Source organism: Algoriphagus vanfongensis DSM 17529, assembly GCF_000429465.1.
Classification (GTDB): Bacteria; Bacteroidota; Bacteroidia; order Cytophagales; family Cyclobacteriaceae; genus Algoriphagus; species Algoriphagus vanfongensis.
Genome location: NZ_AUBX01000014.1, coordinates 22,615 through 46,828 on the forward strand (window position 1 = coordinate 22,615; position 24,214 = coordinate 46,828).

The window sequence follows — 24,214 nt, forward strand, 5'->3', positions numbered from 1 at the left end:
AGATATAAAAAAAGCCAGGCTCTCAACCTGGCTTCAGTACTTTGACAAAATAAGTTGTCACTCTCCCATAAATATCTTTAGGATATCATTCCCGATAACAAAGACCATCAAAACCAGCAAAATAGCCATTCCCACTTTTTGGGCATTCTCCAAAAACTTGTCAGAAGGAGCTTTCCCAGAGATCATTTCATATAGCAAAAACATCACATGCCCACCATCCAAAGCTGGAATAGGGAGCAAATTCATAAAGGCCAAAATCATGGATATCAATCCTGTAATACTCCAGAATTTAGTCCAGTCCCACACATCACCGTAGATCTTGGCCATGCCGATAGGACCGCTCACATTTCTCGCAGAGACTTCTCCAGTAAACATTTTACCCATGGCTCTAGCATTCAAGATCACTACTCCAAAGGCTTTTTCGGCACCTTTGACCAAGGACTCTCCCACTCCAAAGCTTCTTTTGACTGGCTCTATCAAAATATTGGCTACAATCCCAATTCTCTGATCTTCGGCCACTAGAATAGAAAGCGTATCAACATCACCTTGGCTCTGAATCACAATCTCAGCGTTTTTATTTTCATAGCCCTCCAAAGCTTCCCTCATTTCATGAAAATAATCGACCTTTTGACCATTCACTGCCAAAATTTTATCTCCAACCTTCACACCTGCTTTCTCCGCTTCGCTGCCTTCATCGACCACGCCTACGTCAAATGGAAATCTTAGAGAAACAAACTTGGTAAATGATTCATCAGAATTAAAAGTATTGATAAAACCTTTCGGAATTTCAATCTTCAATTGCTCTCCATTCCGCTCGACAGTATAGTAGCCATTTTCGCTCAGAAGCACTTTGCCACTTGTGAGGTCTCCCAGACTCTTATAGGGTTCGCCATTCACGTCTAGGATTTTATCTCCAGTCTGCAAGCCGATGGCTTCAGCATATTCATAGGCGACAATTCCGTTTTCGATCACTTGATCTCGAGAGTAATAGGTTTCGCCATTATTGTAGACCATGAAAAAGAAAATCACAATCCCCGTAATCACATTGACGATAATCCCTCCTAACATCACAATCAGACGCTGCCAAGCTGGCTTGGAGCGAAACTCCCAAGGCTGAGGTTCAGCGGACATCTGCTCGGTATCCATGGACTCATCCACCATCCCGGAGATCTTCACAAATCCACCCAAAGGAATGGCTCCTATCGAATATTCTGTCTCACCCCATTGAAATCCTGCGATTTTTGGAGGAAAACCAATTGAAAACTTTTCTACTCGCATGCCAAACATCTTGGCAGTCAATAAGTGACCCAATTCGTGTAGCCCCACCAAGATCGACAATCCTAGGAGCAATTGGCCCACCATAATCAATGTATCCATTATACGTTACGCTTTATTAGTTTCTCTGTAATTTCTCTTGCCTGCTGATCAGACGCCACGTAGTCTTCCAAAGTAGGATGTGACACAAAGGACGCCCTTTCTAGAGTTTCACCGATCAGATCGGACATTTCCAAAAAGCCTACTTCTTCATGGAGAAAAGCCGCGACGGCTATCTCATTGGCGGCATTGAGCACACAAGGAGCGTTCCCTCCTTTTGCCAGGGCGTCATATGCCAACTGTAGGTTTTTGAAAGTCTTGAGGTCTGGTTGTTCGAAAGTCAAATTGGGGTAGTTGATAAAATCAAATCGCTCCAAATTACTTTTCAATCGATGTGGGTAACTCAATGCAAACTGAATGGGAATACGCATATCCGGCAAGCCAAGTTGTGCTTTGATCGATCCATCCTCAAACTGCACCAATGAATGAATGATGCTTTGGGGATGTACCACTACATCGATCTGCTCATTTTTCAGACCAAAAAGCCATTTGGCTTCAATCACCTCCAGGCCTTTGTTCATCAAGGAAGCAGAGTCAATGGTGATCTTGGCTCCCATCTCCCAGTTAGGATGCTTCAGTGCCTGAGCTTTGGTCACTGTCTCCAAATAAGCACGATCTTTTCCTCTGAAAGGCCCTCCGGAAGCAGTTAATATGATCTTTTCAATAGGATTGTGAAACTCACCCACCAAACATTGGAAAATCGCAGAATGCTCTGAATCCACCGGGTAGATATTGACCCCGTATTCTTTGGCCAGCTGCGTGATGATCTCTCCTGCGACGACAAGCGTCTCCTTATTGGCCAGGGCAATTTGCTTCCCAGCTTTGATCGCATGCACAGTAGGAATCAATCCCGAATAACCCACCAATGCGGTCAGGACCACATCTATCCCATCCATTTCCACGACTTGAGCGAGTGCTTTTTGTCCAGCAAAAACCTTGATATCATGAGGAATCAAAGCTTCTTTGACAGAAGGATAAAGGGATTCATTGCCGATGACGACGGCATTGGGACGAAATTCCAATGCCTGATTGATCAGGAGTTCACTGTTATTTTGAGCCGTGAGCACTTCCACTTCGAAAGTCTCCGGATGCTGACGGATCACCTCCAGGGTTTGAGTACCAATACTTCCGGTGCTACCCAGGATGGCTACACGCTTCGCTTCTGTCATTCTATTGTAAAATTGAAAAAAACAAAACCTTAGGCTCTAGGCAAAGGTTTGATTCATAGGCTGACAAAATTACAAGATGCTGAGACTTTTCCTTGAACAAATCGTCAGTTTTTGCAGATCGGAAAAATATTTGCGATGAAAAATTCTTAAATGATGTGAATTTGACCATCCAAACAGCATTTAGGTCGTCAATTTGAAAAAACAATTGGTATGAAAAATTTTCTAAAAACAACCGGAATCTCTTTCGCCGCTGGGATTGCCGGAGCAGCGCTCTGGACTACTATCACTACCAGCCAAGTCCAGCCAGACATTACCGTTGCACCAAATCAACAGGAACAAGTCGGGCAGTTTGCCAATTTTTCCACCTCACATGCTGAGCGAAGCAATCCTCCAATCTCATTTGTGGAAGCTTCGGAAAACAGCACCGAATCGGTAGTTTTCATCAAAAATTTCTCTGGTAGTGATCCGAGAAGGTATAGTATGTTTGACTACTTTTTTGGAAATGGCCCAACCCAGCAAGTCAGCACCGGATCTGGCGTGATCATCTCTGGAGATGGCTATATTGTGACCAATAACCATGTGATTGATCGTGCCGAGACGATCGAGGTCGTTCACAAAAAGCAAACCTATCAGGCCCGATTGGTAGGAACAGATAAAAATACCGATATCGCGGTTCTCAAAATAGAAGGAGAAAATCTTCCTGCAATCAAAAAGGGCTCCTCCCGAGATCTAAAAATTGGAGAATGGGTGTTGGCAGTTGGAAATCCTTTTAACCTGACCTCTACAGTCACAGCCGGAATCGTCTCGGCCAAAGAACGTCAAATCAATATCCTTGGCGGAGATTTTCCTTTGGAAAGCTTCATTCAGACGGATGCTCCTATCAACCCTGGAAATTCAGGTGGTGCGCTGGTCAATGTCTCTGGAGAATTAGTTGGAATCAATACCGCGATCCTTTCACGAACTGGGTCATACACTGGATATGGATTTGCAGTCCCCGTAGATATCGCGCTGAAAGTAGCCAATGATCTGATCCAATATGGTGAAGTCCAAAAAGCCATCCCGGGAATCGATGCAGTAGAGATCACTCCAGAATTGGCTGAAGAAATGGACATCCGATCTCTGGATGGAGTGATTGTGACGCATGTCATCAAAGGTGGAGCCGCAGAGCAAGGAGGATTGCAGCGCAATGATGTCATCACCAGGCTGGGAGATCAACCGATAACAGGAATGGGAAGTTTTGAAGAAGCACTTTCTTATTACTATCCTGGTGAAAAAATGCCAGTGACTTACACTCGTGCAGGCCAACAACAATCCACTTCTTTGACCCTTCAAAATCTGGAGGGAAGCACAGGAATCCTGAAAAGGGAATATTATAGCTCCAGACTACTTGGAGCTCGTCTGGAAGCTGTCAACACCATCGAGAAAGATAGATTAGATATCGATTATGGTATCAAAATCACAGCTCTTAGCCGCGGCTATTTGAGAGATTTGGGATTGAGAGATGGATTTGTGATCACTCAAATCAATAGAGAACCTGCGCGTGATCCGAAAAAAGTAGGTGAATACCTGGAGAATTATAGTGGTAGATTACTATTGGAAGGAGTCGCTTCCAATGGACAGCCTTTCATGCAGAGTTACAATGTGAGGTAAAAGAACCATTCACTTTTGCGCATTTCGTTGAAATCAGTTTGATTCACAGCCTATTTCAAGAGAGTTGAAGTCCAAATTTCCGAAATAAAAAAAGCCTTCCGAATTGATTTTCGGAAGGCTTTTCAATTAGTTGATAATCCTACAGGATTATTTCACGTCCCACCAAAGTTTGGTATCCAATCCATCTTCACCCTGACGAGCCACAGCAGCGTCATAGTTTTCTGAATTGATATCTCTCTCGGTAGTAGGATATGCCTGTCTTACAGGGATCATTTTGCTTTCGTTCATCGCATCTACGGCAGGAGCCAAAGTAGGGAAATCCAATCTTCTCCACTCAGCCCATGATTCATAGCCTTGAAGGAAAAGTGCTACCCACTTTTGGTTAGCGATTTTCTCGATTGCATTTGCAGAGGAGAATTTCACTTCAGCCTGAGCTACATACGCATTGTATGCTGCCTCAGTATACACTCCGTATTGCTCAAAAGAAGCTTTGATACCTGCCAGGTAATGCTCTTCTGCGCTTTCAGACACCCAGCCTTTGACAGCTGCTTCTGCTAGAGAGAAGTGGATCTGAGCTAGTGTAATGATAGGGAGTTCTGCATTTTGAGCTCTAGTATCAGAACCCAAATAAGATACAGAAGCGTTAGTGATTTCACCAGCCACAGTATTGGAAACACCGTAAGGCATCGGGGTGATTTCACCGGTATTGGCAGCTGGATCAGCATACACTGGCAATCTTGGATCACCTAGTGGATTCATGTAATCATACATGGTATTAGAGATAGCATAATCCACACGTGTCAAATATCTACCATACCAAGGGTTTTGATTGTTGGCCTCTGCCAAATATGGATATGTGAAATCATCCATCAAGACACCGCTATTGTAAGCAGCCACGAAATTGGACTGAGCCAAATCTGGAGCTACATCGCTGATGCGAAGCGCCATTACCATACGAAGGGAATTGGCAAATCTTCTCCACTTTTCCATGTCTCCATCGAAAAGTAGATCTCCTTCTACACCAGCAGTGTTCAAGTCGATCTGAGCAGCAGCTTCATCCAATTCTTTCAAAAGATCTGTGTAGATAAACTCCTGAGTATCATAAGTAGGAGAATAATTCAACTCACCCTGAAGAGACTCAGTGTAAGGCAATTCACCCCATCTATCAGTCATCACTCCAAAGAAGTAAGCCTTCAGAATTCTGGCTACAGCGATTTGGTTCTCATTACTTCCAGAGCTCAATACGTCTCCTTTGGTAGCTTCATTGGTATTGAGATCAATGATACGCTGAAGGTTCATCAATGGGCCAGTATAGAACCCGTTGAAGTCAAAATAAATATCCTGGTATCTGGAAGATTCAGTGTACTGTTTTTCAGAAAGCTGCTGGGTGTATAGTACTCCAATAGCACTCCCCACTACATCTGAAACACTTCTCTCCGCTCCGGTCAAAAGACCGGAAGTCAAAGGGGAAGAGGGTCTGTTTGGATCCACGTTGATATCTCCAAAATCAGAGCAGGCACTCAGTACCAAGGTACCTGCTACCAAACCCAAAACTGTATTTTTTATATTTTTCATAATTCCTATCTATTAAAGTCCTAGTCTAACATTGAAACCAAGAGATCTTACACCTGGAAGCTGACCACTTTCGAAGTAAGCATATCCATTGGCACCAGAGCCGAATTCACTTGGATCTAGTCCATCTACTTCAGTGTGGATCAACCACAAGTTTTTGGCGATGAAAGCTACGTTGATAGTATGGAAAGGAGTTTTATCGATCAATGTCGCAGGAAGATTGTATCCTAGTCTCACTTCTCTCAACTTCACATAGGTAGCATCATAGATCCAGTTTTCGTGCAATCCGAACATTCCAGAGAAATGGTCATAAGGATCTACATAAACAGTAGTCGCAGTACCATCTTCAAACACACCGTCTACACGTACACCACCACCGTCAGCTACAGGATCTCTCAAAGGATTTCCTTTGTCATTGTTACCAGCTGTCTCGATACCTAGACCAGAGTATGCGTTGAACATTCTAGTCACAGAGTAGAACTGACCACCAATCTGGAAGTCTACAAAAGCAGTTAGGTCAAAGTTTTTATATCTGAAAGTGTTGGTAAAACCACCAGTTGCAGTAGGTAGCGTAGTACCTAGGTCTTTGTTTTGCTCTTTCACATAGGATCCATCTTCATTGATGATAGGCAATCCATTGTCAGCATATTTGAAACCTGTACCGATCAAAGTACCCCACTCTTCACCTACTTTGGCGTTGATAGTCATACCCCAGAATGCAGACTGAAGTTGTCTGTTTTTCAAGCCAGCAGCCAATTCTACGACAGTAGAAGTATTGTGAGCCAAGTTCAAATTAACATCCCAAGAGAAGTCACGCTTCTGGATAGGAGTACCACCGATGGAAAGTTCCACACCTTCACTACGGATATTACCTGCATTGACCAAAGCTTGAGAGAATCCACTAGAACCTGGAAGGGTCAAGTTGATAATCTGATCTTTGTTGTCATTTCTGTAGTATGCAAAATCCAAGTTGACTTTACCATTCCAGAATCTCAAGTCCAAACCAGCTTCGTAAGAAGAAGAAAGAGCTGGCTTCAAGTTAGGATTGGCATTGGTGTTTGGCACCTGTAGGTTCGGGTATGAACCATAAGGAGTAGATACGCTGTAAATCTGAGCGATTTCGTAAGCATCTACATCAGAGCCTACTTGCGCGTAGCTCAATCTCAATTTACCGAAGCTCAAGAAGTTTCCTCCTCCTCCCATTAGCTCAGTGAATACAAAGCTGGAAGTGATGGAAGGATACAGGTAGCTATTGTTTGCTTCTGGAAGAGAAGAAGACCAGTCATTTCTCAAAGTCGCATCCAAGAAGATGGTGTTTTGATAACCCAAAGACACATTACCATATACTGAGCGAACTGTTTTATTGCTCTTATAAGTATCAGTAGTCGGTCTATCGACTGAAGCATCGATGTTGTAGAAATCTGGTACAGCAAGTCCACCTACAGTACCTTCATACATGTAGCTATACTTGTTCTTTCTGATGTTACCACCAGCATTCGCAGTCACGGAGATATCTCCGAAAGTCTTGTCGTATTGGAATAGGATCTCGTAGTTGTCCTCACGTCCGATTCTTTGGCTCATGGAATAGAAATCCAGATCCAATCCACCAGAGGCGATTCTCTCTTCGATTTTTTGATTGTAGAAGTCAGTTCTCAAAAAACCAGAAACTTTCAAAGCGTCAGTCAGCTTGTAAGTAGCGCTGAAGTTACCATAGACTCTATCACGGCTATCGTCTGGAGCGTTTTCATAAGCCTCATAGTATGGGTTGTTCCAGTACAATGGTCTTGCGTTCTCTGGGCTTCTGATGTTCCAAGATCTGTACGTTCCGTCAGGATTTCTGTATTGCTTCAAACGATCCATGTCCAACTGACGCTGGAACCACTGGTTGAAAGAGTTCACTGGGTTACGACCAGTATATCCTGATGCAGGACGTCCGTGAGCGTTAGTTCCGGTGAAGTTGAAGTTCAAACCTACAGAAAGCTTGTCGTTCAATTCTTGAGTACCATTGAAGGATACGTTGTTTTTGATCAATTCAGAACCTGGCATCACACCTTTCTGATTGATATTGTTAAGGGAAACACGGAAGTTGGAACCCGCATCACCAGCAGCAAAGGAAACACCTGTATTAGTAGTCACCCCAGTTTCAAAGAAATCTCTTACGTTGTCTGGATTTGCTTCCAAAGGTCTCAATTCACCGAATTGGTCACCTTCCAACCAAGAATCCCAGTGTCTCACCAAGGTACCGTCCATTCTAGGCCCCCAAGACTCATCTGCTGAATAGTTCAACATTTTCTGGCCATCAAAAGAAGCCCAAGATTCAGGGTGGATAGCAGGATTGTACTCGAAAGTCAAGAAATCCTGAGTGTAACCACCTGCGTATTCATTTTGGTACTCAGGAAGCACGTATACATTTTCCAATGTGGTGCTTTGATTGATCTCAATACCAAGTCCTTTTTTCTTGTTTCCTTTTTTAGTAGTGACGATGATCACACCGTTTGCAGCTCTGTTACCGTACAATGCAGCAGCTGAAGGACCTTTCAATACGGAAATACTTTCGATATCGTCAGGGTTGATATCAGAAGCCAAGTTACCGTAGTCACGACCAGCAGCATCATTGTTTGGAGAGATCGAGGTGTTAGAAATAGGAGTACCATCTACTACAAACAATGGAGAACCACCTCCTAGGGAGTTGATACCTCTCAATCGCACGTTTTGTGTACCACCCAAAGCAGCACCGGAAGATCCGATCACCTGCACACCGGCTACTTTACCGGCAAGGTTTCCTACGACATTGGAGTTTCTGGTAGCAGTCAGATCCTCCCCTTTTACAGATTGGATAGAAGCACCCACAGAACGATCATCTCTGGAAACACCCAATGCAGTAACGATCACTTCGTTAAGAGCCTTAACATCCGGGTCCATTACCACGTTGATCTCAGATTCATTTCCCAAAGTGATCTCCTGAGAAACCATCCCTACGAATGAAAACTGAATGATATTTTTTCCATCTGGAACCTGAAGGGTAAAATCCCCATCAATTCCTGTGATTGTTCCGTTGGTCGTTCCTTTGACCAACACACTTACTCCGGGTAGCCCCATCCCATCTTCGGACGAAGTCACTACCCCGCTTACTGTCCTGCTCTGAGCCAATGCTCCTTGAACAAAGACAACCATAAGCATAAAAGCTAGTACTATTTTCTTCATTTGGTTAACTGTTATTTGGAGCCGAATATGAGAAAAACAAAAATCTTGTTGTCTAAAATCGGACACCTATTATTTAAAAAGTTTCAAAAGCGGACAGCTTCGCTATTTAATCGGTTAATATCCTATATTAACGGTATGTTAATTTTATATAAAAAATGCAACCTTTTAGAAATATAATATTTTCAATAGTTACTTGAATAATTCCTGAAACAATATTTATGTTTTGAGTTAAAAAGATATTTACACCACTTATATCAAGTAGATAATATCATATTTTTAATAAAGAAAAATACAATTTGATATATATCAAACATATATATTATTCTGAATTAGAAATATAAACAATAATTATTTCTAACTTTTTTAAGTAAATTAGGTAAAAACACTAGAAAAAGGGCCCAAAAACAATATTTTCCCATGAAATCACTCCCCCAGACATGCTCCCAGTGCTTTGAAGAATATAAAGCAGCCCTAGAAGACCTTCGTACTTATATACAAAGAGCAAAAAAGAGTATTCTAAATGAAAGTCAGTCTCGCGAGCTTATTATCAATTTTGAGGTAGCGCATGAGCTCGGACTAAAAGTAATAACAAAGTATTTTGAAAAACTCGGTAAAGGTCCCTTCTCAGGATCAAGAGATGCTACGGTAGAAGCCTTTCATGCAGACCTCATAGACGACGGCAAAGGATGGCTGGACATGGTAATAGATAGAATCCAATACAATCCTATATATCCTATTGATACTCAGGAGGATTTTATTACAAACATTAAAAATAAATATATTAGACTACTGGATAAGTTTGAAGATAAGATGGAAAAGGAACTCTATTAATTAATAAGAGCGCATCTTAAATTTCTTTTTCAACTCATTGATCGTGTTTCTAAAAGCACTATCCGTCTCTATCAGATCATTGACTGTCGTCACTGCATGGATCACGGTGGAATGATCTCTCCCACCAAAGTGATATCCTATCGACTTTAAGGAGTGATTGGTGAATTCCTTCGAAAAATACATAGCCACCTGCCTGGCCACGACGATCTCTTTTTTACGAGTCTTTGCTTTGAGATCTTCCTGATCGATGCCATAGTATTCAGCCACAGACTTCTGAATGAACTCTATTCCTACTTCAGTCTCGATATCCTTGATGATATTTTTCATCACAGTCTTGGCCAGCTGCAGATTAATCTCCACCCTATTGAGCGAAGCATGGGCAATCAATGAGATCAGGATCCCTTCAAGCTCCCGCACATTGGTATCTACCGTATACGCCAAGTATTCTACTACATCATCAGGAATAAAAATACCTTCCGATTGCATCTTGCGACGGATGATCGCTACCCTAGTCTCAAAGTCAGGCATTTGCAGATCTGCGGTCAAGCCCCATTTGAATCTGGACAGTAGTCGCTCTTCTAGACCTTTCAGATCTCTCGGAGGACAATCTGAAGTCATGATGATTTGCTTTTTGCTCTGGTGGAGATGATTGAATATGTGGAAAAACATCTCCTGAGTCCGATCTTTTCCAGCCAAAAACTGAATATCATCGATTATCAACACGTCTACTTGCATATAGAAATTGGTAAAGCTCTTCACATTTCCATCTTTGATGGAGTCCATGAATTGATTTACAAACTTCTCCGAAGAGACATAGAGCACAAATTTATCTTCCGGACCATTTTTGATTTCATTGCCGATAGCTTGAACCAAGTGAGTCTTACCCAATCCGACACCGCCATAAACCATGAGCGGGTTAAAGGAAGTGATGCCGGGCTTGGTGGCCACTGCAAAACCTGCTGATCGAGCCAGCCTGTTACAGTCTCCTTCTATATAAGTGTTGAAAGTATAGTTCGGATTCAGGTTGCTTTGGGTGAGGGCTTCTGCTCCCAAAGATTCCATTTCAAATGGTGTTGCTTTTTGCTCAGGGACAGGCGCTGCTGCCTGCTTTTTGGCTCCATGATTTCCTTGAGGATAAGAGACGGCAATCGGGCTATTGGACGAGTTGCCCCTATCCACAACGACAGCATACTCCAATCGGCCACTTTGTCCCAAAACGGTCTTGATGGCAAGTTTGAGCTCTTGGATGTAATTGTCTTCCAGCCATTCATAGAAAAACTGACTCGGAACCTGAATAGTCAAGCTAGTCCCATCCAGCCTTACAGGGTTTATTGGTTTAAACCATGTAGAAAAGCTCTGTTCGTTTACGTGTTGCTCAATTACACGTAAACATTCACTCCAAACTGCGCTAGCTTCTGAACTCATTAGAGAAGTTTTCTGAAAAACAATGACCCGGACGGATTACCACAAGGGTGTCAAATTTGGACAAAAAACACTTAAATAAAAAATGGTTTTTGGGTTGAAAAAGTGAAAAATTAAGCAGGCAAGCGGAAGATTTAAAATTTTATATGGCGAATAAACCAATCCGGGATTTGCTAGTTCATTCCATAAAATTCATTCTGCCTCGATTGCTCCTTTCAAGTTCGATACTCACCAAATATTCTCCTGTGACTAGGCAATAGGCAGGTCAATACAAATTCTCTCCTTCTGGCAATTTTTGGAAAAAGAACTTACCTTCAAAACACTCAGAAAATATAAACCCACAATGATTCAACCTAACTTTTATCCTTTTGACCCAAGCACCAAATCACAGTGGAGAGCAAAGGCCCAGCAAGACCTTGGTGACAAAGACTTTGACAAAACCTTGGTTCAGTCTCTTTGGAACACCATCCCCCAAGATCCCTACTATAACGCAGAAGACTGGCCCGAAAAGCCAAAAGCAATGTCTTTTCACCGCGAAAGTGACACCCCGGGACTTCCTCCTAGACTATGGAGCAACCTAGCCTCTGTTTCGCCTACAGATGAAAAGTCCGGAAACCTGGAAATTCTTCAGTTGCTAAACAATGGCGTAGATGGCCTTGTCCTTCAACTATCTTCTCCTCTAGCTTGGGGCACACTGCTCGACCAGATCCAGTTTCCCTACATCGAAATCTATCTTCAGACAGAAAGTCGGGATGTAATCGAATCTTTTGGAGAATATTTTCAAAAATCAACTCACAAAGACCTTAGAGGAGGGATTCTCCACTCCCCTTTTGATGAGTTGTTTTCCAGAAATGAAGACTTTAAGTCAACATTGAGTTTTGCCAAGGAACAATTGGATCGCTGGGATGATTTCCCTGCCTTTCACCCGATTTGTTTGAATTTTGCACGGTACAGTAATTCCGGAGGCACTGGTCTTCAGGAGCTTTGCTACGGATTTGGGGAACTCATCGAACTCACCTCAAATCTAGAAGAGATGGGAATAAGTCCGGAACGCACCTTTCGCAATACCTTGATCCATAGCGCAGTGACGATTCAATATTTCCCGGAGATCGCCAAACTAAAAGCCTTGAGACTTCTATATGCCCAGATTGCCTCGCATTTTCAGGTCACTGTTCACCCCGAGATGCTCCACCTGATCTGCTCTACTTCGACTTGGAACCATTCCATATCAGACAGTCACAATAATCTAATCAGACAGAGCACTGAGTCTATGTCAGCTATCTTGGGAGGATGCAATGCCTTATGGACTATTCCTTCCGGGCCGGATTCATCTGATGAAATGCAAAGAAGAATGGCTAAAAATGTCTCAATCCTGCTCCAAGAAGAAGCATATCTGGACAAAGTCATCGATCCTGCCGCAGGCTCTTATTATGTAGAGTCACTGATCCATCAGATTCAGACTCAGACTCAAGAATCAATTGCATTACTGGAATCAGAAGGTGGCTGGCTCGCTGCCTTTCAAAACAGATCCATGCAGCAGAAAATCAGATCTCAAAGACAACATTCGCACGATTTGTTCCTGCAAGGCCATCACGTAGGCATCGGCTCAAATATTTATACCAACCAAAGCAATTCGGCAGTGAATATTTCTTTCGAAGAAATCGAAGAAGAAGATTACCAATTGAAAGAGAATAGAATCAGTTATTCATTTGATCAGCAAAAAAACCTATGAGACCTGATTTTACACATTGGAAAAAGCTAAAGCTGGAGGCAAGCGACAAGGAGACATCCAAATGGGAATCACCCGAACAGATTTCTATTCCAGACACATTTCTTTCTGAGCAAATCCTTCCCTTGGCTCACCTCAATTTTACTGCTGGGATCCCTCCCTATCTCAGAGGTCCTTACAGCACGATGTATGTGATGAGACCTTGGACTATTCGGCAATACGCCGGATTCTCCACTGCAGAAGAGTCTAATGCGTTTTACAGAAAAAATCTTGCCGCTGGCCAAAAAGGCCTTTCAGTTGCATTTGACTTAGCAACGCATAGAGGATATGATTCGGACCACCCTCGAGTCGAGGGAGATGTCGGCAAAGCCGGAGTGGCCATCGATAGCGTCGAGGATATGAAAATCCTTTTTGATCAGATTCCTCTAGATCAAATGTCAGTTTCGATGACAATGAACGGAGCTGTGATTCCAGTCATGGCCTTTTTCATCGTAGCTGCTGAGGAGCAGGGTGTTTCTCCCGAGCAGTTGAGCGGAACCATTCAGAATGATATTCTAAAGGAGTTTATGGTGAGGAATACGTATATCTATCCTCCCATACCAAGCATGAGGATTATTGCGGATATCTTTGAGTACACATCTCAACACATGCCTCGATTCAATTCCATTTCCATCTCTGGCTATCACATGCAAGAGGCCGGAGCTACGGCAGATATTGAATTGGCCTACACACTGGCCGACGGTCTGGAATACTTGCGAACTGGCATCAAAGCAGGGTTAGACATCGATGATTTTGCCCCTCGACTGTCTTTCTTCTGGGCTGTAGGGATGAATTATTTCATGGAGATCGCCAAAATGAGAGCGGGTAGGATCTTGTGGGCGAAAATTGTTGCGGGCTTCAACCCGAAAAATGACAAATCCCTCGCACTACGTACCCATTGCCAGACATCCGGCTGGTCACTGACTGAGCAAGACCCCTTTAATAATGTAGCCAGAACCACCATCGAAGCTTTGGCTGCTGCCTTGGGACACACACAGTCTCTACACACCAATTCGCTGGACGAAGCCATTGCTCTTCCGACTGAGTTTTCGGCTCGGATAGCCAGAAACACACAATTGATACTTCAGAAAGAAACTGGAATATGTGATGTAGTAGATCCTTGGGGCGGCTCTTTTTATGTCGAATACCTCACAGATCAATTGGTGGAAAAAGCATGGACTCTCATCCAAGAAGTGGAAGAACTCGGTGGAATGGCCAAAGCCAATGAAATAGGCTTACCAAAACTTCGGATAGAAGAGGCTGCTGCAAAAAAACAGGCCAGAATTGACAGCGGCAAAGACATCATCGTAGGTGTCAATCGCTATCAGCACGAAGAAAAACAGGAAATCGACCTTTTGGAAGTGGACAATCAGGCCGTGAGGGAATCTCAAATCCAGCGACTCAAGACTCTTAAGGAAAAGCGCAACCAAGCGGAAGTTGACCAAGCTCTGAAAGCTTTGACCGAAAGTTCCAGAACCTCCGAAGGAAATCTACTATCCCTTGCGGTAGATGCAGCCAGAAAAAGAGCTACTTTGGGTGAAATATCTGCGGCACTGGAATCAGTTTTTGGAAGACACCAAGCCCAAACTCAATCGATCACAGGAGTATATGCATCAGAAGTGAAAAACCAGGATTCTTTTATCAAAGCAAACATCCTATCGGATAAGTTCTCCGAACTAGAGGGGCGCCGTCCGCGGATCATGGTGGCAAAAATGGGACAAGACGGACATGACCGGGGAGCCAAGGTCATAGCCACGGGTTTTGCCGACATGGGTTTCGACGTAGATATCGGACCTCTTTTCCAAACCCCCAAGGAAGTGGCCATGCAAGCAGCAGAAAACGATGTGCATCTCATTGGTGCTTCATCTCTTGCCGGTGGACACAAGACGCTGATTCCACAACTCATCCAAGAACTTCAAAAAATCGGAAGGCCAGACATTTTGGTAGTGGCTGGAGGCGTCATCCCTCCCAAAGACTATGACTACCTATTTAAGGCTGGAGTTGCGGCGGTATTTGGTCCTGGCACGGTGCTCTCAGAAGCCGCTATTGAGATACTAGAAAAGCTACTTCAACAAGAATAATCAATGAATTCATTTTTTTGATTTCGGACTATGGATACCTATTCACTTATTTTCGACCCCAATCTCGATCAGGAGGAAAGGGATTCCTTTTTCGAAAAACTCGACCCCGCTCCAGAGCAGCTTATTTCATTCTCAGACTTTTCGCTTTCAAGCTTTTCATCTGAGGATCATTTATTGCTTTGGCTGAGTGATGCTAAAGGAAAAGAATTGATCAAACAACTGGATGAAAACTCACCCACGATACATTTTCTTCCTCATCCAGATTTGACTCTATTAGCTCGGTCATTTGGAGTGCCCAGTTCAAAAGAAACGGCTTTCAAAGCCTTTGAAAAACAAAAAGAGACGCCTCCTTATGACCTGCTTTCGATCAATGACCAGCTTTGCCTCAATTCACTGGTAATCGGTGAGTCACTTTCCCCACTCTATGACTCGATCAAGAAAGGCTTTTTCCGAAATATTGCGGATCGGTTTTCAAAATTCAATAAGCTATTTCAAAAAGTAAAACTTCACAACTACACGATAACCTATGGAGATGGTGAAGAGGCAAAAACGCTAGAAATAGCTGCCATGGGAATTTTGGCAGTTTCCCATTGCGAAAGCAATCTGATTTTCAAACGAGTCATCAAAGACTCTGGGCTCAATGAAGGCTTGATGCACGTGATCATTTTGGCACCGAAAAGCCTCTTTTCCATCATTCAGTTTGGAATGTCAAATCTATTCTTCCCGATTAAAGGAAGTGCCATTCCTGACTTTTTGAGCTATATCTCTACCGAAAAACTCAAAATCGAATGTGAAGGGGAATTTGAATTCGCATTGGACGGAGTCGAAGAAAAATCCAAGCGATTAGAATTGGAAGTCCAGCCTGAGAAAGCAAGAATTCAGACTTATTTCGAATCCACCAAGGAAAGTGAGACTCAAAAAAAGGAAGTGAACGTCGCGGCCTTGCCAACCGGAAAACTCCGGGTAGAGCTCACACGGGGATACCTTCCGTGGGTGAGACACGCTACCTATGACGAGTTTAAGGAGCTGTTCACTTTGCTTCGCAAAAACTCCCAGACGACGTCTACCTTTCTGGTACTGATGGTTCTTTCTACCTTGATCGCAACTTTTGGTCTATTTGCCGACTCCAGTCCTGTAGTGATAGGCGCGATGATCTTAGCTCCACTGATGGGCCCAATTATTTCACTGGCTATGGGAGCCCTGAGACAGGATGGGCTTCTGGTCAAAAACAGCTTCATCACTCTTTTTTGGGGCATATTCTTGGGATTGATCTTCGCCATACTTATCACTTGGATCACTCCCCTGAAAACCATGAATTCCGAAATCATAGCCCGTATTCGTCCCAATCTTTTGGATTTGGGGATAGCCATCGCTTCTGGTGTAGCCGGTGCTTATGCCCATTCCAAAGAGGAAGTCGCAAAAACACTAGCTGGAGTAGCCATATCTGTAGCCTTGGTGCCACCGCTGGCAGTAGCTGGCATTGGATTGGGATGGGGCGAATGGAATGTGTTTTTTGGAGCTATTCTACTCTTGGGAACCAATCTGGCTGGGATCGTAATGGCTGCATCTTTGACTTTTTTGGTACTTGGCTTTAGCCCATTTCAGTTGGCTAAAAAAGGACTTCTTATCAGCCTCGGAATTTTAATTTTGGTGACAGCTCCTTTGGTTCTCAGTTTTAGAAATATGGTATTGGAGAATCAGCTAATTCAGGATTTGAGTGGCAAAGAAATACCACATGGGCTGATGCGAGATGTGAAAGTAATCGGGCTCAATCCTCTCCGACTTTCTGTCACTATCCTTTCCAATCAACAATTGACCGAAACTGATTTTGCTGAGATCAAAGAAGAAATAGAAGAGGTGATCGAGCAACCGACCGAACTGGAACTTACCCTCGGAGTCGAGGTGAAGCAACCGTAAGCTTTAATCCGGTAATGGCCATCAACAGACAAATCTTAAAATTTAATCGTACACCAAGACAGGCTTTCCTGCTTCACAAATGACTTGACTGGGTGGGCTCAGGTACATACAATCAGAAAAGCGATTGTTCTTTGCATTGTAATCTGCCATCAGTTGATTGTATCTTTTCACTTTGTCCAAAAAAGACGCTTCATCAAGCTGAGAAGAATAAGCAATGTATCCGGTAGGTCCTCCACAAGGTTTGCTACCGATAGCTGTAAATTTCCATTGGGCAGCATCTGAGCAGCTTTCTGATTCGGCAAGCTGCACGATTTCATCGTATAGAATCTCGAGCTCTTTGTCAGAAACATCCTTGTCCGCAGACTCAAAAATCTGACATGCAGACACACCAAAGAATAATAGAAGGACCAGAATTTTTCTCATGAATTTTATAGCTTAAAAACTATTACCCTTACGAAAAACACGACCCAGTTGATACAATCTACGTGAATTTAATTGCCTGGATTCATATTCCGGATTGCAGATATTTTCCATTTGCCTTTGTGATACACCACCACAAAACTACTCCACAGATGCGGAGCTACTCCGTCTTGGTTTGAGATCAGATAGCGACAATCCACTACCGCAATCTCATCACTCAGGAATTTGATTTTCTCTATTTCAAGAGTACGACTACCGGGATTTTGTGTGGAGCTTTCCATCATCCCAGCAAGAGCTTCTTTTCTACCATTTCGCCAGGTTCCACTTGACACCAACTGATCCATATCTTCTGTAAGGATTTCCTGGAGTAGCACTGTATCCTTTGCTTCTCTCGCCTTGGAATATTCCTGAATGAGCTGGTGGATTTTCAGACTGTTTTCCTTTTCCTCTTCTGTGATCTGAGCAAATGAAATCACAGGTAAGAACACCAACAAAAGTAAAATAAGCTGCTTCATAGCGATTTTATTCAAAGACTGAACATACTCAAAAAGCTCGGAAAAGTCCCTTCGGCTTCGTAATAATAAATTCCAACCAATTTTTGAGTTCCCTTCGGCACTCGCAGTTTGTCTGTAGCATACTGATTTTTCCATTCCGAACCATAAAAGCCCTCCACAATCCTGCTATCCACCTGACCCCCAAAACCATGGATAACCCTGACTTTTTTGACCTTCAGATCTTTGTGAAAAGTAATCGCATACAGGGCAAACTTCTCTTGCATAGCTTGCCCCTTAAACTCTTCCAGCGTCAGGCGCATCGTGGTCCAATTGACTACATAGGGATGGTTAGAGTAGTTTGTACCCTCCTGTTTGAGAATGTCCAAAATATCTAGAAAATAGGGAGTTCTATTCTTGACTGTGTTCAGCTGGACAGTACCAGAGCAGGCCCCAAAAGCCATTCGTCCCAATCGATCCTCTTGAGCAAAGAAAAGGTATTCTTCCCCCTCTGGAGTAAAAAGGGCACAGGATGAACCTATCCGGCCATCGCTTCGGCCTCTGACATATAGACTATTTATATCTGGACCTTTGATTTTATCATAAATCTGAATGTCCACTCGATAGGCTTCTTCATCAGATTCATTGGGGTAGACTTTGAGCACTTTTCCCAAAGCTACAAATTCAGCAGCCTGATAGTGCTCGGTCAGCTGACTGGTCAGCCCACATACACACGCTGCTGCTGTGCCCGAGAGAAAAATCAAAACAGAAAGAAGAAGAGTCTTCATCTCTCTAAAATAAGAAAACCACTCATTATGAGTGGTTTTCTTGACTATTTATATATCATTCTTTTAGGCTACATCTTCTCCTCGGAGCTTGACAACAGCGCCTTCGAGAACTTCACCAATTCTGATTTGGCATGCCAATCTGGAGGTAGGGAAATACTCAGGGAGATTTTCCAACTGATCCAATTCCAGATCGGTCGCTTCACCTAGCTCATCTTTTCCTTCCAAAATTTCCACATGGCAGGTAGCACACAGGGCCATTCCTCCACAAGTTGCCAAAACAGGATATTCTGAAGCTTTCAAAATTTCCATGAGGCTGAAGCCCATATCGTCTGGAGCTTCTACTGCTTGACGGTTTCCGTCATGATCTTCTACAGTGAAATTTACCATGCTGCAAATATAGAATTTAGAATGCGTTTACGCCGTTTACGGTGGTGTATTTGAAGCTCAATTTCTGATCAGGATACACATATTTGAAAGCTGACTGCATCATGATGGACCCTTCGTGGAACCCACACAGAATCAACTTCAATTTGCCTGGGTAGGTATTGATATCGCCGATCGCGTAGATTCTTTCCACTCCTGTGGAATAATCTCTGGTATCTACCTCAATGGCATTTTTATCAATAGAAAGTCCCCAATCAGCAATAGGACCCAATTTTGGACTCAGGCCAAACAATGGAATCAGGTAATCTGCATCGATCTTGAAATCTACTTTGGACTTATCCTGAAGTGTCACAGTATCCAACACCCCATTACCGCTTACTTCTTTCAGATTAGCAGAGAGGATCAAATCAATTTTTCCCTGATTGGCTAGATCAAATACTTTAGCAGCGGAATCAGGAGCACCTCTGAATGTTTCATTTCGATGCACCAAAGTGACTTTCTCAGCAACATTGGAAAGGAAAATAGTCCAATCCAACGCAGAATCACCACCTCCTGCTAACACTACTTTCTTCCCTCTAAAAGTCTCAGGATCCTTGACCATGTAGGTAATTCCTTTTCCTTCAAACGCCTCAAGGTTTTCGAGGGCTGGCTTTCTTGGTTCGAAACATCCTAAACCTCCAGCGATCACGATCACCTGAGCGTGTACATGAGTCTTGTCACTGGTAGTCACGATAAAGCTCCCATCTTCTTGCTTGTCCAGATGATCCACACGCTCACCTAGGGTAAAAGTAGGTTTGAAAGGTTTGATCTGCTCCATCAGATTGTCTACCAATTCCTGAGCTTTCACTTCGGGATAACCAGGGATATCATAGATTGGTTTTTGGGGATAAATCTCCGATAGCTGCCCCCCTACCTGTGGCAATGCGTCAATCAAATGACAACGCATCTTGAGCAAACCTGCCTCAAATACTGAAAATAGACCTACAGGCCCTGCTCCAATAATACAAATGTCGGTGTTAATCATGTCTTTTAAACGTTGTGGGAAATCCCGAAATGCTCAATTTATTTTTTTCAACTTTATTCTTCCAGTACCTGACCGTCCAGATTTTGGTAGATGGTATTCAGTATGCGCTTAAACTCCTCAAAATCCTTCTCATTCAGATTCTCCCAGGCCTTTTCTCTGATTTCCAAAATCTTCGGCCTCAGAGCTGACACCTTGGATAGTCCCTCCTCGGTTAGGTGCAACTGAAAACTTCTCCTGTCCAAGGGATGAGGAACACGCTCTACATACCCTTTTTTGCTCAGTAGATCGACTATTCTGGTCAGTGTAGGATGATCTTTGAATACCAGACCGGCCAATTCAGTCTGACTGAGCGGACCATTCTCTGAAAGATTCTTCATCACCAACCATTGGTCAACCGTCACATCAAACTCCCCCAGCTTAAACTGCTGCTGGGCATATTGCTTGACTTTTCTGGCAGTACGATCCAGCAAGAAGGAATATTTGGCAAATTGCTCCTGTGTCATACAAATAATTAGTGTGACAAATATATGAAAATTGTTAGTGATTAAAACAATTCTCTACCTTTTTGATAGGTTTTATAGATTAATTAAAATATCCACTACTGATTCACTCAGTACAAATAGGCCAAAAACTCCTGAATCGACTGAAATTCAAACTCTTCATACCGGATACAAAATGGCTCCTTTTCCAGGAAGATGGGACTAGTGGCAGCATTGATCCCTGACTTTTTCATAGCATTTAGCAGCCAGCTCACTTGAGACTCATCGCCATTCACCTCCACTTTCACCTCTGGGCGATCCAGCTCCATTTTCCCTCTATCAGAATTGAATCGGATGCTGGAGCTAGGAAAAAGTTCGTTGACTTTACCTCTCAAAATCAGATCTTCGGTCAATCCAGCTATCAAACTTTGACCTTTTCGAAGCAACCAAAGATAATCTGCAGTTTCCAGTGCAATATCAAGATCATGGGTGATCACTAGAATACTTTTGTCCTGAGTCCTCGAAAGCCCATGGAGAAGCTGCATGATTTCAAACCGGTTGACAAGATCCAAATGTGCCGTCGGCTCATCCAAAATCATAATCGGCGCATCCTGCGCCAAAGCCCTGGCAATCATCGCCTTTTGACGCTGTCCATCCGAAAGCTCACTGAGCCTCTCGTCCTTTAATTCAATCAGATGAGTGAGCTCCATTGCTTGATTGACGATTTGCTTGTCTTTGACAGAAAGGTATCCAGACCAACCCAAATAAGGAGTCCTCCCCAAACTTACCAACTGTCCTACGGTCATATTTCCTGCCAGCACAGGCTCAGTCAGCACCACCGCCAGTTGCCGTGAAAGCTCCGCCTGTGAGTAATTGCTAATCTCCCGATCTTGCAGTACCAACTTCCCATCCCACAAAGGCAATTTTCCCAAAATCGCTTTGACCAAGGTAGTCTTGCCTACTCCATTTGGTCCCAAAAGACAAGTCAATTGTCCCGGAAGCAAGTCAAAATGCAGGTTTTGAAAAATCTCTTTGCTCTGACCTCCTTTCTGATAGCCTAGCCTTACATAGCTCCCTGATATCACTGACTTTTTCATCCTAAAAATCCTTGCTAAAGTTTCTCTTCAAAACCAATCCAATCACCAAAGGAGCCCCTATCAAGGATGTCACGGCATTGATAGGAAGACTTTGAGCAGAGCCTGGCAACTGTCCCAAGGCATCACAAAGCAATAACAAAACTGCTCCGCAAAGAGCCGATGCGGGAAATAAAACCCGATGATCGGCAGTTTTCCAAATTATCCGAGCCATGTGAGGTACTGCGATCCCTACAAATGCCACGGGACCACAAAATGCCGTCACTACTCCTGACAGTAGGCCTGCACTAAGTATCATCCACCATCTCAGGCGAGTCGTATTGACACCCATGCTGGAAGCATAGGACTCTCCCAATAAGAGTGCATTGAATGCTCGAATAGAAAACACCACCGGAAATAGTCCCACAAGGACCACCCCCATCATCATCCACACCTGCTCCCAGCCCAAACCTCCAAGACTTCCCATGGACCAAATCGTGTACAACTTCAGCGCCTCCGCACCAGAGAAATAGGCTAAAACTGAAATAATCGCGGATACTGCGGCTCCAAACATGACCCCAACAATCAATAGCGTCATACTATCCTTCACCCTCCAAGCCACCAAACTCACCAAGACCAAAATCAATCCAGCCCCTAGCGTCCCTGCAATAGCAATAGCCCAAGGATTCACCGCGTGACTGGCAAAACCAAAAATAGACCCCGCCAAAATCAATATAGCAACTCCAAAACCAGCCCCCGAACTAATCCCCAAAACATAAGGTCCGGCCAGAGGATTTCTAAAAAAAGTCTGCATCTGCAACCCGGAAATACTCAAGCCTAAGCCAGCCAAAATAGCCACCAGAGCTTTTGGCAAGCGGTAATTCACTAAAATTTGTCTCAAGGAATCTCTAGACCATTCCCCAAAAAACAAACCTTCAAAAACCTGAGAAATAGAGATCGAAACAGAGCCCAAGCTGACATTGAGCAAGAAACTGATCACTAAGACCATCCCTGCACCTAGCATCAGCCAACTATTTCTGCGATCACTCATCTAGCTGGGTATAAAAGTAAAGCTGGTAATCTGGCAAAAGCTCCGGATGAAGAATTTTGATCAAATCCTTCAACACCCAATCCGGCCGCATATATCCGAGCTCAAAATACTCGTAGCCGCCTTTGGGGCCTCTTTTACCAGTATAAGTAAAGACATTTCCAGTTTGAAAAGCTTTAAAAGCGCGATAACGAGGCTCTGCTGCTCCCATTTCATCAATGCTTGCAAAGTCAGCCGAACCGATCCAATACTCAGTATCCAATGCCTGATCAAGCACATATTCGTAGTTGAGTTCCAAGCTTCCACTTCCTTCGTTTTCTTTGAAAATGTAAGCTCCTCCAGCATTTTCGAGAATTTTGGCACCCCAGCTTTCTGCTCCTGGAGCATACCAGACATCCTGATAAAGAACTCCCGAAAGCACACTTGGCTTTTCAGAATCTGCAACCTGATCCGTCAGTGCTTTGGCTTCCAAATAGGCTGATTCGACAGCTCGAAAAATAGAATCAGCTGCGTCCAATTTCCCGAGCAGTACACCAGTGAATTTGATCCACTCAGCCCTGCCCAAGGGATGCTGCTCTACATATTCACCGTTGATAGGAGCAGCAATGCCTGCCTTTTGGAGTAGTTCTAAGTTTTTTACATCGCTTCCCAGCGTAGATATCATCATCCAATCAGGCTCCAAATCCAAGACCATCTCAATATTGGCACTCGGAGCAGATCCCAAATCTTCTATCTGATTTTGTCGGATTCTATCCCAGACTTTCTCCGAAGAGATCAGATCCAAATTGGGAAAGGCTAGAAGCCTGTCCGTAGCTCCGAGCAAATCCAAATGCGGGATCTGCGTAGTGGATGTCAAAATCACATCCTCCACCGGAAGCTGAACTACGCCGTCAAATTCTCCATCGGGAAGCTGTGCATGCTCTTCCAAAACCACATATCTAAAACTCTGATCGGCACCTTTCCAAGGCTGAGTCACTTCGAGCACCCAATAATCAGCAGCTCTTTGAATTTCAAATCCTTGCGCATACGAAAGTGGAATCTCTTCCAATTCATTGGATACAATTTCGGTTCCTTTTTCCTGACAGGAAATCAGCAAAAAAAAGGATGCAAAAAACGCAAAAAATAGAGTTTGGTTTTTCAAGACAGTAGTCATTTTTCGACCTTAAAAGTAAGAACAAGATCTTTTGCAAAACAAAAAATGTTTCAGATCGGCTTTTTTGAAATCAATTTTGAATCTAAGTTTGCAGCGGAAACGGGTTCCATCATTTAAAATTTTGAGTGAGGGATTAAAAGGGAATCCGGTGTGATACCGGAGCTGTCCCCGCAACTGTAAGTCTGCCATTCCTGAGCATACAGGAATCGGAACGGATTTTGCCAACCGCGCCATTGGATCTAGCCTGATATACCATCGGGCATCTGAGAAGGCCGGCAAAACCAGACAAGCCAGGAGACCTGCCTGATTCTGATGATTCTGTGCTTTCGGAGGAAAAGCGATGAAGAATTGACCGGAATAAGGTAT

Annotated in this window: 19 protein-coding genes and 1 riboswitch; of the genes, 5 read left to right on the forward strand and 14 right to left on the reverse strand. The window is 43.5% G+C overall.

Translation table 11 applies throughout. The features are described from left to right. Positions 1-57: 57 nt before the first annotated feature. Together rseP and G460_RS0111280 are read right to left on the reverse strand one after the other, a co-directional pair. Positions 58-1,377: an RIP metalloprotease RseP gene (gene rseP, locus G460_RS0111275; protein ID WP_026955445.1), complete on the reverse strand. Its 1,320-nt coding sequence runs from the start codon at positions 1,375-1,377 to the stop codon at positions 58-60. After that, a complete protein-coding gene (locus G460_RS0111280; protein WP_026955446.1) occupies positions 1,377-2,543 on the reverse strand; it encodes a 1-deoxy-D-xylulose-5-phosphate reductoisomerase in 1,167 nt (388 codons plus the stop codon). The genes rseP and G460_RS0111280 overlap by 1 nt, the downstream gene beginning before the upstream one ends. A gap of 210 nt (positions 2,544-2,753) precedes the next feature. Here G460_RS0111280 and G460_RS0111290 point away from each other — a divergent pair, with 210 nt between their 5' ends. After that, the gene (locus G460_RS0111290; RefSeq protein WP_026955448.1) at positions 2,754-4,193 is read left to right on the forward strand and encodes a S1C family serine protease; all 1,440 of its coding nucleotides are present in this window, start codon (positions 2,754-2,756) and stop codon (positions 4,191-4,193) included. A 147-nt stretch (positions 4,194-4,340) separates the two neighbouring features. Here G460_RS0111290 and G460_RS0111295 read toward each other — a convergent pair whose 3' ends face one another. Both G460_RS0111295 and G460_RS0111300 read right to left on the reverse strand, forming a co-directional pair. Then, on the reverse strand, positions 4,341-5,768 hold the full coding sequence (locus G460_RS0111295; protein ID WP_026955449.1) for a SusD/RagB family nutrient-binding outer membrane lipoprotein: 1,428 nt from the start codon (positions 5,766-5,768) through the stop codon (positions 4,341-4,343). Positions 5,769-5,780: 12 nt separating this feature from the next. Continuing rightward, a complete protein-coding gene (locus tag G460_RS0111300; RefSeq protein WP_026955450.1) occupies positions 5,781-8,969 on the reverse strand; it encodes a SusC/RagA family TonB-linked outer membrane protein in 3,189 nt (1,062 codons plus the stop codon). A gap of 417 nt (positions 8,970-9,386) precedes the next feature. On the opposite strand from G460_RS0111300, the gene G460_RS0111305 reads away from it, so the two are divergent. After that, positions 9,387-9,800, forward strand: coding sequence for a nucleotidyltransferase substrate binding protein (locus G460_RS0111305; RefSeq protein ID WP_026955451.1), 414 nt, complete (start codon positions 9,387-9,389; stop codon positions 9,798-9,800). Here the strand turns inward: G460_RS0111305 and dnaA are convergent, their stop codons facing one another. Continuing rightward, positions 9,801-11,225 (reverse strand): chromosomal replication initiator protein DnaA, encoded by a 1,425-nt coding sequence (dnaA, locus tag G460_RS0111310; RefSeq protein WP_026955452.1) that lies wholly within the window; start codon positions 11,223-11,225, stop codon positions 9,801-9,803. A 340-nt stretch (positions 11,226-11,565) separates the two neighbouring features. Between dnaA and G460_RS0111315 the strand changes: the two genes are divergently transcribed. The 3 genes from G460_RS0111315 to G460_RS0111325 are packed head-to-tail and all read left to right on the forward strand — an operon-like array spanning position 11,566 to position 16,988. After that, a complete protein-coding gene (locus G460_RS0111315) occupies positions 11,566-12,954 on the forward strand; it encodes a methylmalonyl-CoA mutase family protein (protein WP_026955453.1) in 1,389 nt (462 codons plus the stop codon). After that, the gene (gene scpA / locus G460_RS0111320; protein WP_026955454.1) at positions 12,951-15,071 is read left to right on the forward strand and encodes a methylmalonyl-CoA mutase; all 2,121 of its coding nucleotides are present in this window, start codon (positions 12,951-12,953) and stop codon (positions 15,069-15,071) included. Before G460_RS0111315 ends, scpA begins: the two co-directional genes overlap by 4 nt. A 30-nt stretch (positions 15,072-15,101) precedes the next feature. Beyond that, positions 15,102-16,988: a DUF389 domain-containing protein gene (locus G460_RS0111325; protein WP_026955455.1), complete on the forward strand. Its 1,887-nt coding sequence runs from the start codon at positions 15,102-15,104 to the stop codon at positions 16,986-16,988. A 42-nt stretch (positions 16,989-17,030) separates the two neighbouring features. Here the strand turns inward: G460_RS0111325 and G460_RS21805 are convergent, their stop codons facing one another. The 9 genes from G460_RS21805 to G460_RS0111370 all read right to left on the reverse strand — a co-directional run bounded on the left by G460_RS21805 (position 17,031) and on the right by G460_RS0111370 (position 23,836). Next, positions 17,031-17,411 (reverse strand): hypothetical protein, encoded by a 381-nt coding sequence (locus G460_RS21805; RefSeq protein WP_051316022.1) that lies wholly within the window; start codon positions 17,409-17,411, stop codon positions 17,031-17,033. Positions 17,412-17,479: 68 nt separating this feature from the next. Beyond that, the gene (locus G460_RS0111335) at positions 17,480-17,923 is read right to left on the reverse strand and encodes a YybH family protein (RefSeq protein WP_035464369.1); all 444 of its coding nucleotides are present in this window, start codon (positions 17,921-17,923) and stop codon (positions 17,480-17,482) included. 11 nt (positions 17,924-17,934) lie between these two features. Next, entirely contained in the window at positions 17,935-18,687 is a 753-nt protein-coding gene (locus G460_RS0111340; RefSeq protein WP_026955457.1) for a hypothetical protein, read from the reverse strand. Between the two features lie 63 nt (positions 18,688-18,750). Beyond that, complete coding sequence (locus tag G460_RS0111345; RefSeq protein WP_026955458.1) at positions 18,751-19,074, reverse strand: 2Fe-2S iron-sulfur cluster-binding protein; 324 nt, start codon at positions 19,072-19,074, stop codon at positions 18,751-18,753. Positions 19,075-19,090: 16 nt separating this feature from the next. After that, on the reverse strand, positions 19,091-20,095 hold the full coding sequence (locus G460_RS0111350) for an NAD(P)/FAD-dependent oxidoreductase (protein ID WP_026955459.1): 1,005 nt from the start codon (positions 20,093-20,095) through the stop codon (positions 19,091-19,093). Between the two features lie 53 nt (positions 20,096-20,148). Then, positions 20,149-20,598: a MarR family winged helix-turn-helix transcriptional regulator gene (locus G460_RS0111355; protein WP_026955460.1), complete on the reverse strand. Its 450-nt coding sequence runs from the start codon at positions 20,596-20,598 to the stop codon at positions 20,149-20,151. Positions 20,599-20,705: 107 nt separating this feature from the next. Continuing rightward, a complete protein-coding gene (locus tag G460_RS0111360) occupies positions 20,706-21,671 on the reverse strand; it encodes an ABC transporter ATP-binding protein (RefSeq protein ID WP_026955461.1) in 966 nt (321 codons plus the stop codon). Between the two features lies 1 nt (position 21,672). Beyond that, positions 21,673-22,698: an iron ABC transporter permease gene (locus G460_RS0111365; protein ID WP_026955462.1), complete on the reverse strand. Its 1,026-nt coding sequence runs from the start codon at positions 22,696-22,698 to the stop codon at positions 21,673-21,675. Then, positions 22,691-23,836: an ABC transporter substrate-binding protein gene (locus G460_RS0111370; RefSeq protein WP_245578727.1), complete on the reverse strand. Its 1,146-nt coding sequence runs from the start codon at positions 23,834-23,836 to the stop codon at positions 22,691-22,693. The genes G460_RS0111365 and G460_RS0111370 overlap by 8 nt, the downstream gene beginning before the upstream one ends. Positions 23,837-23,932: 96 nt before the next feature. Then, a riboswitch (cobalamin riboswitch) is annotated at positions 23,933-24,169 on the forward strand. Positions 24,170-24,214: the final 45 nt, after the last annotated feature.